This window comes from Pelagerythrobacter marensis (assembly GCF_036700095.1).
GTDB lineage: Bacteria > Pseudomonadota > Alphaproteobacteria > Sphingomonadales > Sphingomonadaceae > Pelagerythrobacter > Pelagerythrobacter marensis_A.
The window spans coordinates 2,635,631-2,653,651 of record NZ_CP144918.1 but is presented as its reverse complement, the minus strand read 5'-3'; the positions used below and the strand labels follow the sequence as shown (position 1 = coordinate 2,653,651).

Sequence of the window (18,021 nt, the reverse complement as noted above, 5' to 3'; positions counted from 1 at the left end):
GCGACTGGCGACCGCTTCGCGCCCGCAAGTCTCGCGCCCCTCCCGCAAGCGGGAGGGGCAAGCCGTCAAAGCAACCGAGCCATGACACCGGCGGTGTCGATCATCCGGTTGGAGAAGCCCCATTCGTTGTCGTACCAGCTGACGACCCGCGCCAGCTTGCCTTCCATGACCGAAGTTTCGAGGCTGTCGACCGTCGAGCTGGCCGGATAGTGGTTGAAGTCGCTCGAAACGAGCGGCTTGTCGGTATAGTCGAGCACGCCCTTCATCGCCCCTTCGGACGCGGCCTTGAGCGCGGCGTTCAGCTCGTCCGCGTCGGTGTCGCGGCCCGGTGTGAACACGAGATCGATCAGCGAGACGTTCGGCGTCGGCACGCGGACCGAGGAGCCGTCGAGCTTGCCCTTGAGCTCGGGCAGGACCAGGCCGACCGCACGAGCAGCGCCCGTGGTGGTCGGGATCATGTTCTGCGCCCCGGCGCGGGCGCGGCGCAGATCCTTGTGGATCTGGTCGAGCATTCGCTGGTCGTTGGTGTAGCTGTGGATCGTGGTCATGAAACCGCGTTCGATGCCCACGGCGTCGTTCAGCACTTTGGCCACAGGGGCCAGACAATTGGTGGTGCAGCTGGCGTTGGAAACGATGTCGTCGTCGGCGGTCAGCGTATCCTGGTTTACGCCGAACACGATGGTCTTCGACACGCCGCTGGCCGGGGCAGAGATCAGCACCCGCTTCGCGCCCGCTTCGATATGCGGGCGGCTCGCCTCGTCCGACTGGAAGAAGCCGGTGCATTCGAGCACGATATCGATGCCGTTCGCCTTGTGCGGCAGCTTGCCCGGTTCGCGCTCTGCGGTCACATGGATGCGCTTGCCGTTGACGACCAGATCGTTGCCATCGGTCTCGACCGTCCCCGGAAAACGGCCATGCGTGCTGTCGAACCCGAACAGCAGCGCGTTGGAAGCAGTGTCGGCGAGGTCGTTGATAGAGACAAGCTCGAGATCGTGATCGTCACGCTCCAGGATGGCCCGCGCGACGAGGCGCCCGATACGTCCGAATCCGTTGATCGCAACCTTGGTCGCCATATGACAAGCTCCTGCTAGAGACCCAGGCGGGCCTTGATTTGTGGGACAATGGCTTCGGCGGTGAAGCCGAATTTTTCGAACAGGTCGCCGGCGGGGGCGGAGGCGCCGAACCGGTCGAGGCCGATCTGCAACCCGTCGGTGCCGGTATAACGCTCCCAGCCCAGCGTCGATCCGGCCTCGATCGAGACCTTGAGCGCATCGGCCGGCAGGATTTCGCTGCGATAGGCTTCGTCCTGCGCGGCGAACAGTTCCATGCACGGCATCGAGACGACATCGGCCCCGATCCCGTCCGCCTCCAGCGCTTCTGCGGTGGCGCAGGCGACCTGGACTTCGGAGCCGGTCGCGATCAGCACGACCTTGCGCTCGCCGCCCGCCGCGCGCAGGCGATAGGCGCCCCGCGCGCTCGGCATTTCACCGCCGGAACTCTCGCCATGGCGCAGCTGCGGCAGGTTCTGGCGGCTGAGCGCGAGGACCGAAGGCGTGTCCTTGTCCTCGAGCGCGAGCTGCCAGCATTCGGCCGTCTCGATCACGTCGGCGGGACGGAAGACGTTGAGATTGGGGATCAGCCGCAGGCTCATCAGCTGCTCGACCGGCTGGTGCGTCGGTCCATCCTCGCCCAGCCCGATCGAATCGTGGGTGAAGACGTAGATCGCCCGCACTTGCTGCAAGGCCGAAAGGCGCACGGCGTTGCGGCAATAGTCGCTGAAGATCAGGAACGTGCCGCCATAAGGGATCACGCCGCCGTGCAGCGCCATCCCGTTCATCGCCGCCGCCATCCCGAATTCGCGGATACCGTAATAGAGGTAGCGGCCGCCGTAATCGTCGGCGGTCAGCGGCTCCATTGCCTTGGTCTTGGTGTTGTTCGATCCGGTGAGGTCGGCCGAGCCGCCGATCATTTCGGGCAGCAGCGGCACGAGCACTTCCAGCGCCATTTCCGACGCCTTGCGAGTGGCGACGGTGTAATCCTGGGCCAGCCATTCGGCAAAGGCCTGCTTCGCCTTGTCGCCCGTGGGCAGGTCGCCCGCCATGCGGCGTACGAATTCCGCCTTCCGGTCGGACGCTGCGAGCCGGACCTCCCACTCGGCGTGCGCCGCGCGGCCGCGTTCGCCCGTGGCGCGCCAGTCGGCCAGGATGTCCTCCGGGATTTCGAACGCCGGTGCGTGCCAGCCCATGCTCTCGCGCGCGGCGGCGACTTCCTCCGGCCCCAGCGGCGCACCGTGCACCGCGCTGCTCCCTTCCTTGTTCGGCGCACCCTTGCCGATTACCGTGCGGCAGGCGACCAGCGAGGGGCGCTCGTCGGCCAGGGCCTCGTCGATCGCGCGCCCGATGTCGGCCGGATCGTGCCCGTCGCACGACACGATATGCCACCCGGTCGCGGCATAGCGGGTGCGAATGTCCTCGCTGGTGGAAAGATCGGTCGATCCGTCGATGGTGATCGCGTTATCGTCCCACAGCACGATCATCCGGCCGAGCTTCAGGTGCCCGGCGATGCCGATCGCTTCGTGGTTGATCCCTTCCATCAGGCAGCCGTCGCCAGCGACCACCCAGGTCCGGTGATCGACCAGATCGCTGCCGAACTCGGCATTGAGATGGCGTTCGGCGATCGCCATGCCGACCGCCATCGCCAGCCCCTGGCCCAGCGGCCCGGTGGTCGATTCGACGCCGTCGAGCAGGAAGTTTTCCGGGTGCCCCGCACAGGGGCTGCCGAGCTGGCGGAAATTGCGGATGTCGTCGAGCGTGGGACGCGCATAGCCCGACAGGTGCAGCAGCGAATAGAGCAGCATCGATCCGTGCCCGGCGCTGAGCACGAAGCGGTCGCGATCGGCCCATTCGGGCGCCGCGGGATCGAACTTCAGATAGTTCGACCACAGCACCGTGGCCACATCGGCCATGCCCATCGGCATCCCGGGATGTCCCGATTTGGCTGCCTGCACCGCGTCCATGGAAAGCGCGCGTATGGCGTTGGCCATCGGCGCCAGTCGGGTCGGGTCGAGGCTCATGCGGGGCGGGCTCCTGCCGGTAGTGATGCTGCACCTTGCCCGCGACGATTCGGGCGCGGAACCCTTTGCGGACCCGCGGGCGCAGGTCAACAGCGGGGACCGGCCCCTTCCCCGCGGCCCGTCGCATCGAGTTATCAACAGGCGGCGGCAAGGCTTTGCGCGGTCACGGATTTGCGATATTTTGGTCTTATGGTTGACCAGCGCATAGAACGCGCCGTCCAGCGCATCGAGTCCGCGCTCGCGCGGATCGCCGCTGTGGCCGATGCCGAGCGCGCAACACCCCCCGCCGCCAGCGCCGATCTGGCCGAACGGCACGAGCGGCTGAGCCAGGCGGCTGCCGGTGCGCTGAAGGAGATCGACGCACTGATCGCAAGGCTCGAACGATGAGCGAGGTCACACTGTCGGTCGGCGGCCGCGACTATGCCATTGCCTGCGCCGACGGCGAAGAAGCGCGCGTCATGGAGTTGGGCCTTGAGATAGACCGGAAATTTCAGCAGCTTGGCAATAACATTTCGACCAGGGAGGCGCAGAACATGCTGTTCGCCGCGCTCCTGCTGGCCGACGAGGCGCGCGAGCAGCGCGATACGGCCGAAAGCCTGCGCGCCAGACTGGCGACGCTGGAGGCCGAACGGGAGACACTGGCGAACGAAGTTGCCCGAATTCGCGCCGATCCGCAGCCTCCGCCGGGGAGCCTGTTCGACGATCCCGACCTGGCCCCCGCGCTCGAACGTTTCGCCGACTTGCTCGAAACTTGTGCCGACAAGCTTGAGGGGCAGGCTGCGAACACCTAAGTAGGGCGCGGCGGGACTGCCCGGCACGATCCGATCGAACATCCCTGAGGCTATAAGCAATCCGAAGGGAGCTGTCCCTGCTCCGGTTCACTGGTTCGTCCGGGGGGCCGGGGCATACGGCGCCCACCTGACGTCGAGGCGTCAGAGGATTTCCCGGAAAACGACCCATGGTGGTTCCGCCGCCCCATTTCCCGGATATATGCGAAGAATGACCAAGGCCGATCTGAGAAAGGCGCTTCGCATCGCGCGGCGCGAACATGTTGCCGCCCTGCCCGATCGGGTTCGCGCGCTGGTGTTTCACCGCCCCCCTGCGCCCTTGCTGGAACGAATAGCCGAAGGGGCAACGATCGGCCTCTATCTCGCCGATCGCGAAGAGGCGCCCGCGGCGTCCTACGCGCGGTTCTTCGCCGAACGCGGCCATCGGATAGCGCTTCCGCGGTTTTCCACGCGCGAGGCAGCGATGCAGTTCGCGCTCCACACCGATCCGTTCGGGGAAAGCGACCTGGTCGACGGCCTGTTCGGAATCCGTCAGCCCGGAACCGAAGCTCCGATAGTGGAGCCCGAGGTCCTGTTCGTCCCCCTGATCGGTTTCACCGCGCGCGGCGACCGGCTGGGGCAAGGTGGCGGGCACTACGACCGGTGGCTGGCCGACCGGCCGGACACCCTGCGCATCGGGCTCGCCTGGGACGCTCAACTGGCGGAGGATATTCCGGTCGAAGAGCACGATGTGCCGCTCGATGCGGTGGTCACCCCCACGCGCCTCTACGGTCCGTTCTGATGCGCGACCAACCGAGCTGGCGCCTTCCGGTCGGCATTCTCGCGCTGCTGGCCGGACTGACCGTCTACGGCCTGCTGATCGCCCGCTACGTTCCCGAACTGATCGGCGATTGGCCGGCGTGGGCGCAGGCCCCGGTCTACCTGATACTGGGTGTGATCTGGCTGCTGCCGCTCAAGCGGTTTCTGGTCTGGATGGAAACCGGCCGCTGGGGCTGACGCGCAGGTCCGCAGACAAGGGCCGGCGTCGCCATATAAGCGCCGCACGTTACCGGAAAGAATCGAGGAAAACCCCAAGTGGCGCGAGTGACGGGACTCGAACCCGCGACCTCCGGCGTGACAGGCCGGCGCTCTAACCAACTGAGCTACACCCGCGCATTCTCGGGCGGTGCGCCGCTTGGGAGCCGCGCCACTAGGGCAGGCCGCGAGGGCTGTCAATCCACTTGCGCGCGGCTTTTTCACAGGCCTTGCAGAGACCGCGGCGACACGCTGCGTTAACCATATTTTCGTTCCTCTCCGGCATCGTCTTGCCGACGACACGAGGGGACTTTTCATGCGTATCGGCATTGCGATCGGCGGCTGCGCCTGGCTTGTCGCAGGCAGCCTGTCGGCTCAACCGGCCAACGGTATTTCGCGGGCCGTATATGTCGAGCGAACCGTCGTGAGCCCCGACGGAACGCGCGCTCGCACGATCGAGCCGGCCGACGCGCTTCGCAGGGGCGACAAAGTCATACTGATGGTGGAAACGCGCGCGTCGCACGCCGGCGCGCCGCTGACGCTCTCCAGCCCGGTGCCGGCGCCGCTGGCGTTTCAGGAATCCAGCTCCGAAGAGGTCGAGGTTTCGGTCGACGGCGGGCGCAACTGGGGCCGCCTGGGCACGCTGCGGATCGCGGACGGCGGCACGATGCGGCTTGCCTCGCCCGAAGACGTGACGCATCTGCGCTGGCGTTTCAGAGGCGGGCGCCCGGCACGCCTGACCTACAGCGCGATCGTGCGGTAGGCGGACCGCCCCTTTCGAAACGATCCTAGTTGGCCAGAAGCAGGGCCGGCGTTTCGATCAGCCGCTTGAGCGCCTGGACGAAGCTCGCCGCGTCCCAGCCATCGACCACGCGGTGGTCGCAGCTGATCGAGATGTTCATCAACTTGCGCTTCTCGATCCGTTCGCCGCCCATCCCGTCGGGAACGAACATCGGGCGTTCGACGATGCGATTGGGCCCGATAATCGCCACTTCGGGGCGATTGATCACCGGCGTGGTGGCAACCCCGCCCAGCGGGCCGAGCGAGGTCACGGTCAGCGTCGAGCCCGAAAGCTCCTCCGATTTGGCCGAACCGTCGCGCGCCGCATTCGCCAGTCGCACGATCTCGCGCGCGAGTTGCCACAGGTTCTTCGCCTGTGCATCGCGGATGACCGGGACCATCAATCCCTTGTCGGTCTGCGTCGCCATGCCCAGGTGAACCGCACCGTGACGGGTAACCACGCCGGCCTCGTCGTCGAAGCGCGCATTGATCATCGGAAAATCGGGCAGAGTCTTGCAGATCGCCGTGATCAGGAGCGGCAGCATGGTCAGCTTCGGCCGAGAATCCCGATCGTCTCCCCGGTTCGCGTTGAGGTCGGCCCGCAGACGCTCCATATCGGTAACATCGCATTCCTCGACATAGGAGAAATGCGGAATGTTGCGCTTGGCCTCGGCCATGTTCTGCGCGATGCGCTTGCGAAGGCCGATGACCTTGACCTCTTCGTCCGCCCGCGTGCGACCTGCGGAGGAAAACCCCCCGCCTGCGTTGTACGACAGGAAGGCATCCAGATCGGCGTGGCGCACGCGGCCGTCGGCGGCCGGTTTTACTTCCGCGAGATCGATACCGAGATCCTTCGCTCGGGCGCGGACGGCGGGAGAAGCAAGGACCTTCCGCCCCCCTTGCCCTTGAGCGGAGAGGCTGGAGGAGCGCGGAGCCTCGTCTACGCCCCCCTCTTCCTCCGCCGCTTCGCGGCTCTTCCCCTTCGCTGGAGGGGGAGAGGCCTTTTCCGCCGCAATCGCATCGTCTGCGTCGCTCGCGTCGGGGTTTTCCACCTCGATCCGCTCCTCGACCTCGTCCGCCTTGGGCGCGGGAGCCGCCTCTTCGCCGGCGACGTCGTCGGGCACCTCGCCTTCGACCTCGATCACCACCAGCATAGAACCGATCGCGATCGTGTCGCCGACTTCGCCCGCGACTTCGACGACTTTGCCCGCCACCGGGCTTTCCATCTCGACCGTCGCCTTGTCGGTCATCATGTCGGCCAGGCGATCGTCTTCCTCGACGGTGTCGCCGACTTTGACGTGCCAATCGACGATTTCGGCTTCGGCGATGCCTTCGCCGATATCGGGCAGGTTGAAGGTGAATTTCGCCATGGGATTACTCGCTCAAGAGCTTGTCGATCGCTTCGCCGATGCGAATGGGGCCGGGGAAATAGGCCCATTCGAGGCTGTGCGGATACGGGGTGTCGAAACCGGTCACGCGCTCGACCGGGGCTTCGAGATGGTAGAAGCAGCGCTCGGTCACCAGGGCCGACAGCTCGGCCCCGAAACCGGAAGTGCGCGTCGCCTCGTGCACGATCAGGCAGCGGCCGGTCTTCTTCACCGACTCTTCGATAGCCTCGATGTCGAGCGGGACCAGCGTGCGCAAGTCCAGGATCTCGGCGTCGACGCCCTTTTCGCGGCAAACCGATTCGGCCACGTGGACCATCGTGCCATAGGCGAGAACGGTCAGGGCCTCGCCTTCGGATACGGTCCGCGCCTTGCCGAGGGGGATCTTGTAATACCCTTCGGGCACCGCGCTTTGCGGATGGCGCTTCCACGGTTCGGCCGGTTTGTCGTAGAACCCGCTGAACGGGCCGTTGTAGATGCGCTTGGGTTCGAAGAAGATCACCGGGTCGTTGTCCTCGATGCACGAGATCAACAGACCTTTGGCATCGTAGGGCGTCGAAGGGATCACCGTCTTCAGGCCCGAAACGTGGGTGAACAGCGCCTCCGGGCTCTGGCTGTGCGTCTGCCCGCCGAAGATTCCGCCGCCGAAGGGCGAACGCACCGTCATCGGCGCGATATATTCCGTGGCCGAGCGATAGCGCAGTCGCGCCGCTTCCGACACGAGCTGGTCGAGGCCGGGGTAGATATAGTCGGCGAACTGGATTTCGGGCACCGGCCGCAAGCCATAGGCGCCCATGCCCACCGCAACGCCGATGATCCCGCATTCGGAAATCGGCGTGTCGAACACCCGCGTCTTCCCGTACTTCTGCTGCAAGCCGGCAGTGCACCGGAAGACGCCGCCGAAATAGCCGACGTCCTCCCCCATCACGATCACGTCGGGGTCGCGTTCGAGCATGATGTCGAGCGCGTCGTTGATCGCCTCGATCATGTTGAGGCGCCGCTCGGCGCCGTCGCCGGCCGCCTGGATATCCTGGACTTCGGTGCTCATTGCGGGCGCCCCCCGTTGAACTTGATCAACCGTTCGCGCGTCGCCTGTTCGGCCTGTTCCTTGAGATTCCACGGCAGCTCCTCGAACACGTCCTCGAACATGGTCCGAAACGGCTGGTGCATGCCGTGGCCGAGAATGCCGTTCTTTTCAGCCTCTTTCGTGGCGGCCTTGACCCGTTCTGCCGTCTCGCGGTCCATCTCCGCCTGGCGATCCTCGTCCCATTCGCCCAGCGCGATCAAATGGTTCTTCAGCCGCATGACGGGATCGCCCAGCGGCCATTCCTCGCGCTCCTGCGCGCTGCGGTAGCCGGATGGATCGTCGGAGGTCGAATGCCCCTCCGCGCGATAGGTGAAGTATTCGATCAGGGTCGGGCCGGCGTTGGCCCGCGCACGATTGGCCGCCCAGCGCTGCGTGGCGTAAACCGCGAGCGCGTCGTTGCCGTCGACCCGCAGGCCGGCGAGACCATAGCCCAGCGCCCGCGCGGCAAAGGTCGTCCGTTCCGAACCGGCAAAGCCGGAGAAGCTCGAAATCGCCCACTGGTTGTTGATAACGTTGAGGATAACCGGTGCATTGTAGACGGTCGCGAAAGTGCAGGCGCTGTGGAAATCGCCTTCCGCCGTACTGCCCTCGCCCACCCAGGTCGCGGCAATGCGGCTGTCGCCCTTGATCGCGCTCGCCATGGCCCAGCCGACCGCCTGCGGCGTCTGCGTCGCCAGGTTCCCGCTGATGGAGAAGAAGCTGTGTTCCCGGCTCGAATACATGATCGGGAGCTGGCGGCCCTTCAGCTTGTCGCCCTTGTTCGAATAGATCTGGTTGATCATCTCGACCAGATCGTATCCGCGCGCGATCAGCACGCCTTGCTGGCGATAGCTGGGGAAGACCATGTCGTCGCTGGCCAGCGCCATGGCGGCCGAGACCGAAGTGGCCTCCTCGCCGGTGCATTTCATGTAGAAGCTGGTCTTGCCCTGCCGCTGACCGCGGAACATCCGCTCGTCGAACGCACGCACGAGCGCGAAATGCCCGAGCATCGTGCGCAACGTATCGGGATCGAGCTTGGGGTCCCAGGGCCCATGGGCCCGGTCGTCGTCGCCCAGCACGCGAATCAGGTCGTAACACAAGCCCTCGGTCTCGCGCGCATCGCAGGCTTCGTCGGGCCGCGGCTGTTTGCCCGGCTCGCTGATCGGCACATGGCTGAAATCGACCGCGTCGCCGGGCCGGAACTTGGGTTCGGGAACGTGGAGCCGAAGCGCAGGCTTGTTCGCCCCTGCTTCGCGATCCGCGTCGGGCCTGTCGGCCATAGGGTTTTCTCCCAGAGCGTGAGACGCATTCTTTTACGTGTGCGTTATTTTATTTCACGGCGCCGGAAGGGTCAAGCTCTCCGTATCAGACGGCCACCGGTGCCTTGATCGCCCCCAGCGGCGTGTAATCGCGCACTTCGAAATCGTCGATCCGGTAGTCGAAAATGGTTTCCGGGCGCCGCATTATTTCAAGCCGCGGATGGCCCTGCGGTTCCCTGCCGAGCTGTTCCTCGATCAGATGTTCATGGTTGAGATAGAGATGCACGTCTCCCCCCATCCATACCAGCTCCCCCGGTTCGAGATCGACCTGCTGGGCAATCATACGCTGGAGCAGTGCCCCGGACCACAGGTTGAACGGCAGGCCCAGCGCGACGTCGCAACTGCGCTGATAGAGCGCGCAGTTGAGCCGTCCGTCCGCGACGTGGAACTGGTAAGTCTTGTGGCAGGGCGGCAGCGCCATGCGCTCCAGCTCCGCCACGTTCCACCCTTCGACGATATGGCGACGGCTGCCCGGGTTGCTGCGCAGCGATTCGACCACTTGCGCAACCTGATTGATGCCCGGCCCCGGTTCGTAGAGCCCGTCCTTGCGATAACGCCAGGTCGGCCAATCCACCCATTGCTTGCCATAAACCGGGCCCAGGTCGCCCCAGCGTTCGGCAAACGCCTCGTCCTCCGCGATCCGCTGGACGAACACCTCCAATTCGATCGCATCGCCGGTTTCGCGCACGTAGCGCGCATGAGGCCACTCGTTCCATATCTTCACGCCCTGGAGCACCAGCGGACGAATGTTCGTCTCGCCGGTAAGGAACCACAGCATCTCGCGCGTCGCCGTTTTCCAGTACACGCGCTTGGTGGTCAGCAGGGGCATTGCCCCGCCCGCCAGATCGAATCGCAGCATCGCACCGAAAACCGAGCGGGTTCCGACACCGGTGCGATCCACGCGCTCGCTGCCTTCCGCCCAGATGCGTCGCATCAGGTCGAGGTATTGCCACTCGGGATGATCGCGGGCGGGAGAATCGGCAGGGGTTGCGGCGCTGGCCATGGCTTTTCCCTAGACCTGCAAATGCCCGCTTGCCACCCCGGCTCACCCTTCCTATAGGGCCCGCCTGCCTCGACCCGCCCGGCACGTCGCCGGACGGGACCGACACGGTCGGGGAGTAGCTCAGCCTGGTAGAGCACTGTCTTCGGGAGGCAGGGGCCGGAGGTTCGAATCCTCTCTCCCCGACCATTTCCGCGAGTTGAAAACGCCGCGGACGTTCGCGGCCGGAACCCATCCCGGCGCCAGCGCCGGAGGACGATCGTGACCGGGCCCGCTATCCTCTTCGTCTGTCTCGGCAATATCTGCCGTTCTCCCCTGGCCGAAGCGGTTTTTCGAGACGCAGCGGCTCGCGCCGGGCTCGACGCCACTGCCGACAGCGCGGGGACCGCGGACTATCATGTCGGCGAGCCGCCCGATCCGCGCAGCATCGCCACCGCGGCCCGTCACGGAATCGATATCGCGCACTATCGTGGACGGCAGCTGGCGCGCGAAGATTTCGACCGCTTCGACTGGATCATCGGCATGGACCGGGCGAACATGCGCAATATCGACCGCCTGCGGCCCGCGAGCAGCCGGGCGAAGGTCGCCATGCTGATGGACCTCGTGCCCGGCCGCGAAGGTGCGGAAGTCGCCGATCCGTGGCATGGAGGGGAGGAGAATTTCAGCCGCACCTGGGAAGATGTGAGCCTTGGCGCAGAGGCGCTCGTGGCCTTGCTGCGCTAACCGCCGCGAAGAAGCTGAACGCCCCAGTCGCGTTCGAACAGATAGAGCAGCACGCGTGCCGCGGCGCCACGCTCGCCCTCCAGCCCGCCGTCGCGCTCCATCAAAAGCCGGGCATCGTCGTGCGCGAGCGGGAGCAGGCGCTGGATCTGATCCAGCGTGGCAACGCGAAACGGGGTATCGCCCGACTGGCGGGTGCCCAGCAGCTCGCCGCCGCCGCGCAAGCGCAAGTCTTCCTCCGCCAGGCGAAAGCCGTCCTGCGTCTCGCGCATCAGCGCCAGCCGTTCGCGGCCCGTTTCCGACAAGGCGTCGCCGCGCAGCAGCAGACAGGTCGATTTCTCGCTGCCCCGCCCGACCCGTCCGCGCAACTGATGCAACTGGGCAAGGCCGAAGCGTTCCGCCTGTTCGATCACCATCAATGTCGCCGCGGGCACATCCACGCCGACTTCGATCACCGTGGTCGCGACCAGCAGCTTCGCCTCGCCCGAGGCGAACCGCGCCATCGCCGAGTCCTTGCGTTCCGGCCCCAGTTGTCCGTGAACCAGCACGACCGCTTCTCCGAACCGTTCTTTCAGCGCGGCATAGCGTGCCTCGGCCGCAGCAATGTCCTCGCTCTCGTGTTCGCGCACCATCGGGCAGACCCAATAGGCTTGCTGACCCCCGGCGATATGCCGGCCCACGGCCTCCACCACATCGGCGAGCCGTTCCTGGGACACGACGCGGGTATCGATCGCCTGCCGCCCCGGCGGCATCTCGTCGAGGCGACTCACGTCCATTTCCCCGTACTGGGCCAGTGTCAGCGTGCGCGGAATCGGAGTCGCCGTCATCGCCAGCGTATGCGGCGTGCGCCGTCCCTTGGCCGCCAGTTGCAGCCGCTGAGCGACGCCGAAGCGATGCTGTTCGTCGATCACCGCCAGCGCGAGATCGCGATAGGCCACGCTGTCCTGGAAGATGGCGTGCGTGCCCACGACGATATCGATCGAACCGTCCATCAGGCCCATCAGGATCGATTCGCGCGCCCTGCCCTTGTCGCGGCCCGTCAGCAGTGCAATCTCGATCCCCGTCGGCCGCAACATCGCGCGCAAGGTTTCGAAGTGCTGGCGGGCGAGGATTTCGGTCGGCGCCAGCAGCGCGGCCTGCTTTCCCGCCTCGACCGCGACCAGCATGGCGTGGAGCGCAACCACTGTCTTCCCCGCGCCGACATCGCCCTGCAGCAGCCGCAGCATCGGGGCATCCTGCGCAAGATCGCCCTCGATCTCCGCAATCGAGCGCGTTTGCGCGCCGGTAAGCGGGAACGACAGTTCGAGCCTGGCGCGCAGTCTGCCGTCGCCGGCCAACGGCTGGCCCCTGCGGCGGCGATTGTCCGCACGCACCAGCATAAGAGCGAGACTGTTGGCAAGCAATTCGTCGTAGGCGAGGCGGTCGCGTGCTCCCGCATGCTCGCCCCGGTGCGCCTGCGGCAGCGCGTCCTTCCAGGCCGGCCATTTCCGTTGCGCGAGTTGCCCCGGCTCGATCCATTCGGGCAAGTCGGGCAGCCGGGCCAGCGCCTGCGCGACCAGCCCAGCGACCTTCGTCTGCGTCAGCCCTTCCGAAAGGGCGTAGACCGGCTCGCACAACTGGCCGAGCGTATTGTCGCCCGCTTCGCTCACATGGTCGGGATGGACGATCTGCAGCATGTCGCCATAGCGGTCGAGCCGCCCGGCGACCCACCGCTTCTCGCCCACCGGAAGCTGCTTTTTCGCAGTGTACGAAGCGCGGCCGAAATAGGTCAGCGCACAAATATTGCCGGCCCCGTCCTGGGCCAGCACGCGATAGGGGCCGCGGCCCGAACGCGCGGGGCGATGCTCTGTCGGCGTCAGGGCGATGACGATCTGCTCGCCCTCGCCCGCCTGGTCGAGTGCTTCAACCGGCCGCCGCGTTACGAACCGTTCGGGCAGGTGATAGGCAATGTCGCGCACCCGGACGAGCCCCAGTTTGTCGAGCGGCTTCTGCAGTTTCGGCCCCACCCCGTCGAGCGTCGCGGTCTCGGCGAACAACGGGTTGAGAATGTCGGGACGCATATCGTGCCACTACCCTAGCCGCAGTCGCAGCGAAAGACACGCGCGGGGATGACGCGCGCGGGCAAAGCCGATAGGGCACGCGCGATGATTGACCCCGTTCGCCTTTCCCGCGCCCGCTTTCGCGCATGGCACCGCGGCACCCGCGAAGCCGACTTCATGATCGGCGGATTCTTCGACCGATATCATGCAGACTGGACCGAAGGGGATCTCGCCTGGTTCGAAAGCCTGCTCGAACAGAATGACGTCGATGTCATGGCCTGGGCCTTGCGCACGCAGCCCGTGCCCGATCGCTTTGCCGGCCCGCAGATGGCGGCCATGCAAAAGCTCGATTACGTCGAGATCTAACCGCCGCGGGGTGGCGCCGGGCGCCTTGCCGCGCTAACGCAAAGAACGATCGCCGCCCCCTCCGCCAAGGAGAAGGGGCTTTTTGCTTGTGCCCGGAACCCCGCGCGCCTTGGAACCTGTGACCAGTCAATGCCCGATCTCCAACGTATCCTGAAAGCGGAACGGCCGCTCACTCTCGCTTCGGTCGCACGCGGGGCGCAGCCGCTGGTGATGGCCGATCTGGCGCGTGCGGCCGGCGGCCGGGCGGTTTTCGTCGCACCCGACGATGCGGCAATGCGCGCGGTCGCGGACGCCGCGCAGTACTTCGCCCCCGAACTCGAGGTGCTCGAGTTCCCGGCCTGGGATTGCCTGCCCTACGACCGGGCAAGCCCGGCCCTTTCGGTCAGTGCGCGGCGGCTGGCGGCGCTGCACCGCCTTCAGGCCGGCAAGGCCGGCGCGCAGTTGCTGGTCACCACCGCCAACGCCCTGCTTCAGCGCGTGCTCACGCCGTTCCGCATTCGCGAAAGCGTTCGCGAGTTCCGCCCGGGTGTCGAGATCGGGCGCGACAGCCTGGCCGCCCTGCTCCAGCGACAGGGTTACGGACGCACCGAAACCGTGATCGACAAAGGCGAATACGCGGTCCGCGGATCGATCGTCGACATCTTTCCCTCCGGCATGGAGGAAGGGCTTCGTCTCGATTTCTTCGGCGACGAGCTGGAAAGCTTGCGCAGCTTCGATCCCTCGACCCAGATGAGCACCGGAGTGCTCGAATCGCATCTGCTGCTGCCTGCCAGCGAGGCGCTGCTCGACGACGACAGCATCAAGCGTTTCCGCACCCGGTATCGCGAACTTTTCGGCGCCCACGCGACGCAGGACCCGCTGTACGAAGCGGTCAGCGAAGGACGGCGCCTTGCGGGGATGGAACACTGGCTGCCCTTGTTCGAAGACCGGATGGCCACCTTGTTCGACCACCTCGACGCAGGCGATCTGATGGTCATCGATTCGGCCGCGCTCCAGGCTGCGGAAGAGCGGCTGAGCGACATCGGCGACTATTACGAACAGCGCAGGGGCACGGCCGGCCAGACGAAAGGCAGCTATCGCCCGCTCGCCCCCGACACGCTCTATCTGGCGGAAAGCGAGTTCGGCACGGCGCTGGAAAAGCACCCGGTGCATCGCACGACGATCTTTGCCGAGCCGGAGGGCGAGAGCGTCGTCGATTTCGGTTTCTCGTCGGCACGCGATTTCGCGCCCGAGCGCGCCCGGGGCGACAACGTCTACGAAGCGGCTGCCGCCTATCTCGGTGCGCAGGGGAAAAGGGGAAAGAAAGCGCTGTTTGCCGCCTATTCCACGGGAAGCCGGGCGCGCATCGCATCGATCCTTTCCGAAGCGGGCGCCGCCACCCAGCTGGCCGATAGCTGGCAGGAAGCGCTGGGCATGGCGGCCAGGGGCAAGCCCGCCGCGCTCGTCCTCCCGCTCGAAACAGGCTTCGCCAACGAGGAAATGGAGCTGCTGACCGAGCAGGACGTGCTCGGCGACCGGCTCGTGCGGCGCAAGAAACGGCGCAAGGATTCCGATGCTTTCCTGGCCGAACTTTCCGCGCTCAATCGCGGCGATCTGGTCGTCCACGTCGAGCACGGCATCGGCAAGTATCTCGGGCTGGAGCCGATCGCGGTGGGCAAGAGCCAGCACGATTGCGTCATGCTGGAGTACAAGGGCGGCGACAAACTCTACATCCCGGTCGAGAATATCGACGTCCTCAGCCGCTATGGCAGCAGCGAGGAAGCGGTCATGCTCGACCGGCTGGGCGGCGAAGCCTGGCAGAAGCGCCGTGCACGGCTGAAAGAGCGTATCCGCGAAATTGCGGGCGAGCTGATGCAGGTCGCGGCGCGGCGCGCCTTGAAGAAGGCGCCGGTGCTTCAGCCCGAGGAAGCGAGCTACAACCAGTTCGTCGATCGCTTCCCCTGGCAGGAAACCGACGACCAGGATCGCGCGATCGAGGATGTCCTGGGCGATCTGGCCGAAGGCAGTCCGATGGACCGGCTGATCTGCGGCGACGTCGGCTTCGGCAAGACGGAAGTCGCGCTGCGCGCCGCCTTCGTCGCCGCAATGGCGGGCCAGCAGGTTGCCGTGGTCGCACCCACCACCCTGCTCGCGCGCCAGCACTACACCAATTTCGTCGAGCGCTTCGCCGGCTTCCCGCTACGTATCGGCCGCCTTTCGCGGCTCGTGCCGTCCAAGGAAGCGTCGGAAACGCGCGACGGTCTGGCAGCAGGGCAAGTCGATATCGTCATCGGCACCCATGCAATTCTGTCGAAAAACACGAAATTTCGCGACCTGGGCCTGGTGATCGTGGACGAGGAGCAGCGTTTCGGCGTGACCCACAAGGAGAAGCTGAAGCAGCTCCGCGCCGACGTTCACGTCCTCACGCTCACCGCCACGCCGATCCCGCGCACGCTGCAGATGGCGATGAGCGGGCTGCGCGAGCTTTCCACCATCCAGACCCCGCCGGTCGACCGCCTCGCCGTGCGAACTTACGTGATGGAGTGGGACGACATGGTGATGCGCGAGGCGCTGCTGCGCGAACATCACCGCGGCGGCCAGAGCTTCATTGTCGTGCCGCGCATTTCGGACATGGAACAGGTTTCGGACTGGCTGCACGAACACGTGCCCGAGGTGAAGTTCGTCGCCGCCCACGGCCAGATGGGGGCAACCGAGATCGAGGAACGCATGAGCGCGTTCTACGAAGGCAAGTACGATGTCCTGCTTTCGACCACGATCGTCGAGAGCGGACTGGATCTGCCCAGCGCGAACACGATCATCATCCATCGCGCCGATATCTTCGGCCTGGCCCAGCTCTACCAGCTTCGCGGGCGTGTCGGGCGATCCAAGCTGCGCGCCTATGCCTACCTGACATACGAGAAGGACGTCGCCCTTTCCGAGGTGGCCGAAAAGCGGCTGAAAGTGCTTGGCGATCTCGACAGCCTGGGCGCCGGCTTCCAGCTTGCCAGCCACGATCTCGACATTCGCGGGGCGGGCAACCTGCTGGGCGACGAGCAATCGGGGCATATTCGCGAGGTCGGCTTCGAACTCTACCAGTCGATGCTCGAAGACGCGATCCTTGCGGCCAAGGCGGGCGATGCGGGGCTGGAACGCGACAGCGGACCGTTGAGCCCGCAGATCACCGTCGATGCGCCGATCATGATCCCCGAAGACTACGTGCCGGACCTGGCCGTACGCATGGCGCTCTATCGCCGCCTCAACGACGCGAAGGACAAGGCGGAGATCGAGGCCATGGCCGCCGAGATGATCGACCGTTTCGGCCCGCTACCCGACGCCACCGCCAATCTGGTCAAGCTGATCGAGATCAAGCATCAGGCCATCGAGGCCAATATCGCGAAGATCGATGTCGGTGCGCGCGGCTCACTGGTGACGTTCCACAACGACGACTTCCCCGATCCGGCGGGGCTGCTTGCCTATGTCGAGCGGCTGAAGGACACGGCCAAGCTGCGGCCCGACATGAAGCTCGTGATCAACCGGGCATGGAGCGATCCGAAATCGCGCCTCAACGGCCTGTTCCAGTTGACCAGGGGGCTGAGCGGCATTGCGCGCAAGGCGGCCGCCACGCGGCACGACAGTGTCGCGGCCTGATCACTCCCCATCGTGCGCGAACCGAGCGAAGGATGCCGCCTCCATCGGTCGCGCGCGCAGGAAGCCCTGAAACAGCGCGCAGCCTTCGGCACGCACCTTTTCGAGCTGGGCCTCGCTCTCGATCCCCTCCGCGATCACTGCGAGATCGAGAGCGCCCGCCATCGCCACGATCGCCCGCAGCACCGCGAGATCGCGGGCGTCGTTCACGATCCCTTCCACCATCGTGCGGTCCAGTTTGAGATAGTGGAGCGGCAGGATCTTGAGATAACGGAAGTTGCAGAACCCCGCGCCGAAGTCGTCCAGCGCAAATCGCACCCCGCTATCGGCGAGCCGGGCGATCTGTTCGGCGCTTCCTTCCATATCGCGCACCAGCGCCTGCTCGGTCAGTTCGAGAGTGAGCCGCTCGGCGGGAAAGTCCGAGCGGGCGATCACGTCCGCGAGAACGGTGGCGAAATCGTCGGCCGCAATGTCCGACGCAGTGACGTTGAGCGAAAGCCGCAGGTCCGCCGGCCATGCGGCCGCCGCAGCAAGCGCTTGCGATGCGATGCGGCGCGTGAGCGCTTCCGACATCCCGGCCCGCGCTGCCAGCGCAAACATCGTCTCCGCGCCGATCCGGCCGCGCACCGGGTGGTTCCACCGCGCGAGCGCCTCGGCCCCTGCCAGCGCGTCGCTGGCACAGAAGAACTGCGGCTGGAAAAGTATCTCGATCTGGCCTTCCGCGAGCGCGACGGCCAGTTCGGCGGCTATCGCCTCGTCGTTCTTGCGGCGGTCGGTGGAGGTGCGGCGTTCCCGAATCGGCAGCATTGCTTTCATCCTCGCGCGATGACGGAAACGCCTGCTCCCG

Annotated in this window: 16 protein-coding genes, 2 tRNA genes and 1 other RNA gene; 10 read left to right on the top strand and 9 right to left on the bottom strand. The window is 65.9% G+C overall.

The genetic code is table 11. The annotated features are described in order from the left end of the window. Positions 1 to 65: 65 nt before the first annotated feature. Together gap and tkt are read right to left on the bottom strand one after the other, a co-directional pair. Complete coding sequence (gene gap / locus V5F89_RS12680; RefSeq protein WP_338445994.1) at positions 66 to 1,073, bottom strand: type I glyceraldehyde-3-phosphate dehydrogenase; 1,008 nt, start codon at positions 1,071 to 1,073, stop codon at positions 66 to 68. Positions 1,074 to 1,087: 14 nt separating this feature from the next. Continuing rightward, positions 1,088 to 3,073 (bottom strand): transketolase, encoded by a 1,986-nt coding sequence (gene tkt, locus V5F89_RS12675; RefSeq protein WP_338445993.1) that lies wholly within the window; start codon positions 3,071 to 3,073, stop codon positions 1,088 to 1,090. 189 nt (positions 3,074 to 3,262) lie between these two features. Here tkt and V5F89_RS12670 point away from each other — a divergent pair, with 189 nt between their 5' ends. The 5 genes from V5F89_RS12670 (at position 3,263) to V5F89_RS12655 (ending at position 4,857) form a co-directional block, all read left to right on the top strand. Further along, positions 3,263 to 3,460 (top strand): hypothetical protein, encoded by a 198-nt coding sequence (locus V5F89_RS12670; RefSeq protein WP_338445992.1) that lies wholly within the window; start codon positions 3,263 to 3,265, stop codon positions 3,458 to 3,460. Further along, on the top strand, positions 3,457 to 3,864 hold the full coding sequence (locus tag V5F89_RS12665) for a cell division protein ZapA (protein WP_338445991.1): 408 nt from the start codon (positions 3,457 to 3,459) through the stop codon (positions 3,862 to 3,864). The genes V5F89_RS12670 and V5F89_RS12665 overlap by 4 nt, the downstream gene beginning before the upstream one ends. 10 nt (positions 3,865 to 3,874) lie before the next feature. After that, a non-coding RNA gene (gene ssrS / locus V5F89_RS13920) (6S RNA) lies at positions 3,875 to 4,045 on the top strand. Between the two features lie 27 nt (positions 4,046 to 4,072). Continuing rightward, positions 4,073 to 4,642, top strand: coding sequence for a 5-formyltetrahydrofolate cyclo-ligase (locus V5F89_RS12660; RefSeq protein ID WP_425334355.1), 570 nt, complete (start codon positions 4,073 to 4,075; stop codon positions 4,640 to 4,642). Continuing rightward, complete coding sequence (locus V5F89_RS12655) at positions 4,642 to 4,857, top strand: DUF2842 domain-containing protein (RefSeq protein ID WP_338445989.1); 216 nt, start codon at positions 4,642 to 4,644, stop codon at positions 4,855 to 4,857. The genes V5F89_RS12660 and V5F89_RS12655 overlap by 1 nt, the downstream gene beginning before the upstream one ends. 79 nt (positions 4,858 to 4,936) lie before the next feature. On the opposite strand, the gene V5F89_RS12650 is transcribed toward V5F89_RS12655, so the two are convergent. Beyond that, positions 4,937 to 5,013, bottom strand: a tRNA-Asp gene (locus V5F89_RS12650). Between the two features lie 178 nt (positions 5,014 to 5,191). Between V5F89_RS12650 and V5F89_RS12645 the strand changes: the two genes are divergently transcribed. After that, positions 5,192 to 5,638, top strand: coding sequence for a hypothetical protein (locus V5F89_RS12645; protein WP_338445988.1), 447 nt, complete (start codon positions 5,192 to 5,194; stop codon positions 5,636 to 5,638). Positions 5,639 to 5,663: 25 nt separating this feature from the next. Here V5F89_RS12645 and V5F89_RS12640 read toward each other — a convergent pair whose 3' ends face one another. The 4 genes from V5F89_RS12640 to thyA all read right to left on the bottom strand — a co-directional run bounded on the left by V5F89_RS12640 (position 5,664) and on the right by thyA (position 10,428). Then, a complete protein-coding gene (locus tag V5F89_RS12640) occupies positions 5,664 to 7,025 on the bottom strand; it encodes a dihydrolipoamide acetyltransferase family protein (protein ID WP_338445987.1) in 1,362 nt (453 codons plus the stop codon). A gap of 4 nt (positions 7,026 to 7,029) precedes the next feature. Continuing rightward, entirely contained in the window at positions 7,030 to 8,088 is a 1,059-nt protein-coding gene (locus V5F89_RS12635; RefSeq protein WP_338445986.1) for an alpha-ketoacid dehydrogenase subunit beta, read from the bottom strand. After that, on the bottom strand, positions 8,085 to 9,386 hold the full coding sequence (locus tag V5F89_RS12630) for a 3-methyl-2-oxobutanoate dehydrogenase (2-methylpropanoyl-transferring) subunit alpha (protein WP_338445985.1): 1,302 nt from the start codon (positions 9,384 to 9,386) through the stop codon (positions 8,085 to 8,087). The genes V5F89_RS12635 and V5F89_RS12630 overlap by 4 nt, the downstream gene beginning before the upstream one ends. A gap of 85 nt (positions 9,387 to 9,471) precedes the next feature. Continuing rightward, positions 9,472 to 10,428 carry a thymidylate synthase gene (gene thyA / locus V5F89_RS12625; protein WP_338445984.1) on the bottom strand — a complete coding sequence of 319 codons (957 nt, stop codon included), beginning with the start codon at positions 10,426 to 10,428 and terminating at the stop codon, positions 9,472 to 9,474. A gap of 109 nt (positions 10,429 to 10,537) precedes the next feature. Between thyA and V5F89_RS12620 the strand changes: the two genes are divergently transcribed. Beyond that, positions 10,538 to 10,614 (top strand) — tRNA-Pro (locus V5F89_RS12620). A gap of 72 nt (positions 10,615 to 10,686) precedes the next feature. Continuing rightward, complete coding sequence (locus V5F89_RS12615; protein ID WP_338445983.1) at positions 10,687 to 11,148, top strand: low molecular weight protein-tyrosine-phosphatase; 462 nt, start codon at positions 10,687 to 10,689, stop codon at positions 11,146 to 11,148. On the opposite strand, the gene recG is transcribed toward V5F89_RS12615, so the two are convergent. Further along, positions 11,145 to 13,205, bottom strand: a complete 2,061-nt coding sequence (gene recG / locus V5F89_RS12610) for an ATP-dependent DNA helicase RecG (protein ID WP_338445982.1) — start codon at positions 13,203 to 13,205, stop codon at positions 11,145 to 11,147. The two genes, V5F89_RS12615 and recG, sit on opposite strands and share 4 nt — an antisense overlap. Positions 13,206 to 13,289: 84 nt before the next feature. Between recG and V5F89_RS12605 the strand changes: the two genes are divergently transcribed. Further along, on the top strand, positions 13,290 to 13,550 hold the full coding sequence (locus tag V5F89_RS12605) for a succinate dehydrogenase assembly factor 2 (protein ID WP_338445981.1): 261 nt from the start codon (positions 13,290 to 13,292) through the stop codon (positions 13,548 to 13,550). Between the two features lie 129 nt (positions 13,551 to 13,679). After that, positions 13,680 to 17,177 carry a transcription-repair coupling factor gene (mfd, locus tag V5F89_RS12600; protein WP_338445980.1) on the top strand — a complete coding sequence of 1,166 codons (3,498 nt, stop codon included), beginning with the start codon at positions 13,680 to 13,682 and terminating at the stop codon, positions 17,175 to 17,177. Here mfd and V5F89_RS12595 read toward each other — a convergent pair whose 3' ends face one another. Continuing rightward, positions 17,178 to 17,981, bottom strand: coding sequence for an EAL domain-containing protein (locus V5F89_RS12595; protein ID WP_338445979.1), 804 nt, complete (start codon positions 17,979 to 17,981; stop codon positions 17,178 to 17,180). Between the last annotated feature and the right edge of the window lie 40 nt (positions 17,982 to 18,021).

What these genes read in the sequence shown, in the direction of transcription:
- gap (WP_338445994.1), bottom strand. Translation starts at nt 1,073, where the DNA reads ATGGCGACCAAGGTTGCGATCAACGGATTCGGACGTATCGGGCGCCTC.
- tkt (WP_338445993.1), bottom strand. Translation starts at nt 3,073, where the DNA reads ATGAGCCTCGACCCGACCCGACTGGCGCCGATGGCCAACGCCATACGC.
- V5F89_RS12670 (WP_338445992.1), top strand. Translation starts at nt 3,263, where the DNA reads ATGGTTGACCAGCGCATAGAACGCGCCGTCCAGCGCATCGAGTCCGCG.
- V5F89_RS12665 (WP_338445991.1), top strand. Translation starts at nt 3,457, where the DNA reads ATGAGCGAGGTCACACTGTCGGTCGGCGGCCGCGACTATGCCATTGCC.
- V5F89_RS12660 (WP_425334355.1), top strand. Translation starts at nt 4,073, where the DNA reads ATGACCAAGGCCGATCTGAGAAAGGCGCTTCGCATCGCGCGGCGCGAA.
- V5F89_RS12655 (WP_338445989.1), top strand. Translation starts at nt 4,642, where the DNA reads ATGCGCGACCAACCGAGCTGGCGCCTTCCGGTCGGCATTCTCGCGCTG.
- V5F89_RS12645 (WP_338445988.1), top strand. Translation starts at nt 5,192, where the DNA reads ATGCGTATCGGCATTGCGATCGGCGGCTGCGCCTGGCTTGTCGCAGGC.
- V5F89_RS12640 (WP_338445987.1), bottom strand. Translation starts at nt 7,025, where the DNA reads ATGGCGAAATTCACCTTCAACCTGCCCGATATCGGCGAAGGCATCGCC.
- V5F89_RS12635 (WP_338445986.1), bottom strand. Translation starts at nt 8,088, where the DNA reads ATGAGCACCGAAGTCCAGGATATCCAGGCGGCCGGCGACGGCGCCGAG.
- V5F89_RS12630 (WP_338445985.1), bottom strand. Translation starts at nt 9,386, where the DNA reads ATGGCCGACAGGCCCGACGCGGATCGCGAAGCAGGGGCGAACAAGCCT.
- thyA (WP_338445984.1), bottom strand. Translation starts at nt 10,428, where the DNA reads ATGGCCAGCGCCGCAACCCCTGCCGATTCTCCCGCCCGCGATCATCCC.
- recG (WP_338445982.1), bottom strand. Translation starts at nt 13,205, where the DNA reads ATGCGTCCCGACATTCTCAACCCGTTGTTCGCCGAGACCGCGACGCTC.
- V5F89_RS12605 (WP_338445981.1), top strand. Translation starts at nt 13,290, where the DNA reads ATGATTGACCCCGTTCGCCTTTCCCGCGCCCGCTTTCGCGCATGGCAC.
- mfd (WP_338445980.1), top strand. Translation starts at nt 13,680, where the DNA reads ATGCCCGATCTCCAACGTATCCTGAAAGCGGAACGGCCGCTCACTCTC.
- V5F89_RS12595 (WP_338445979.1), bottom strand. Translation starts at nt 17,981, where the DNA reads ATGCTGCCGATTCGGGAACGCCGCACCTCCACCGACCGCCGCAAGAAC.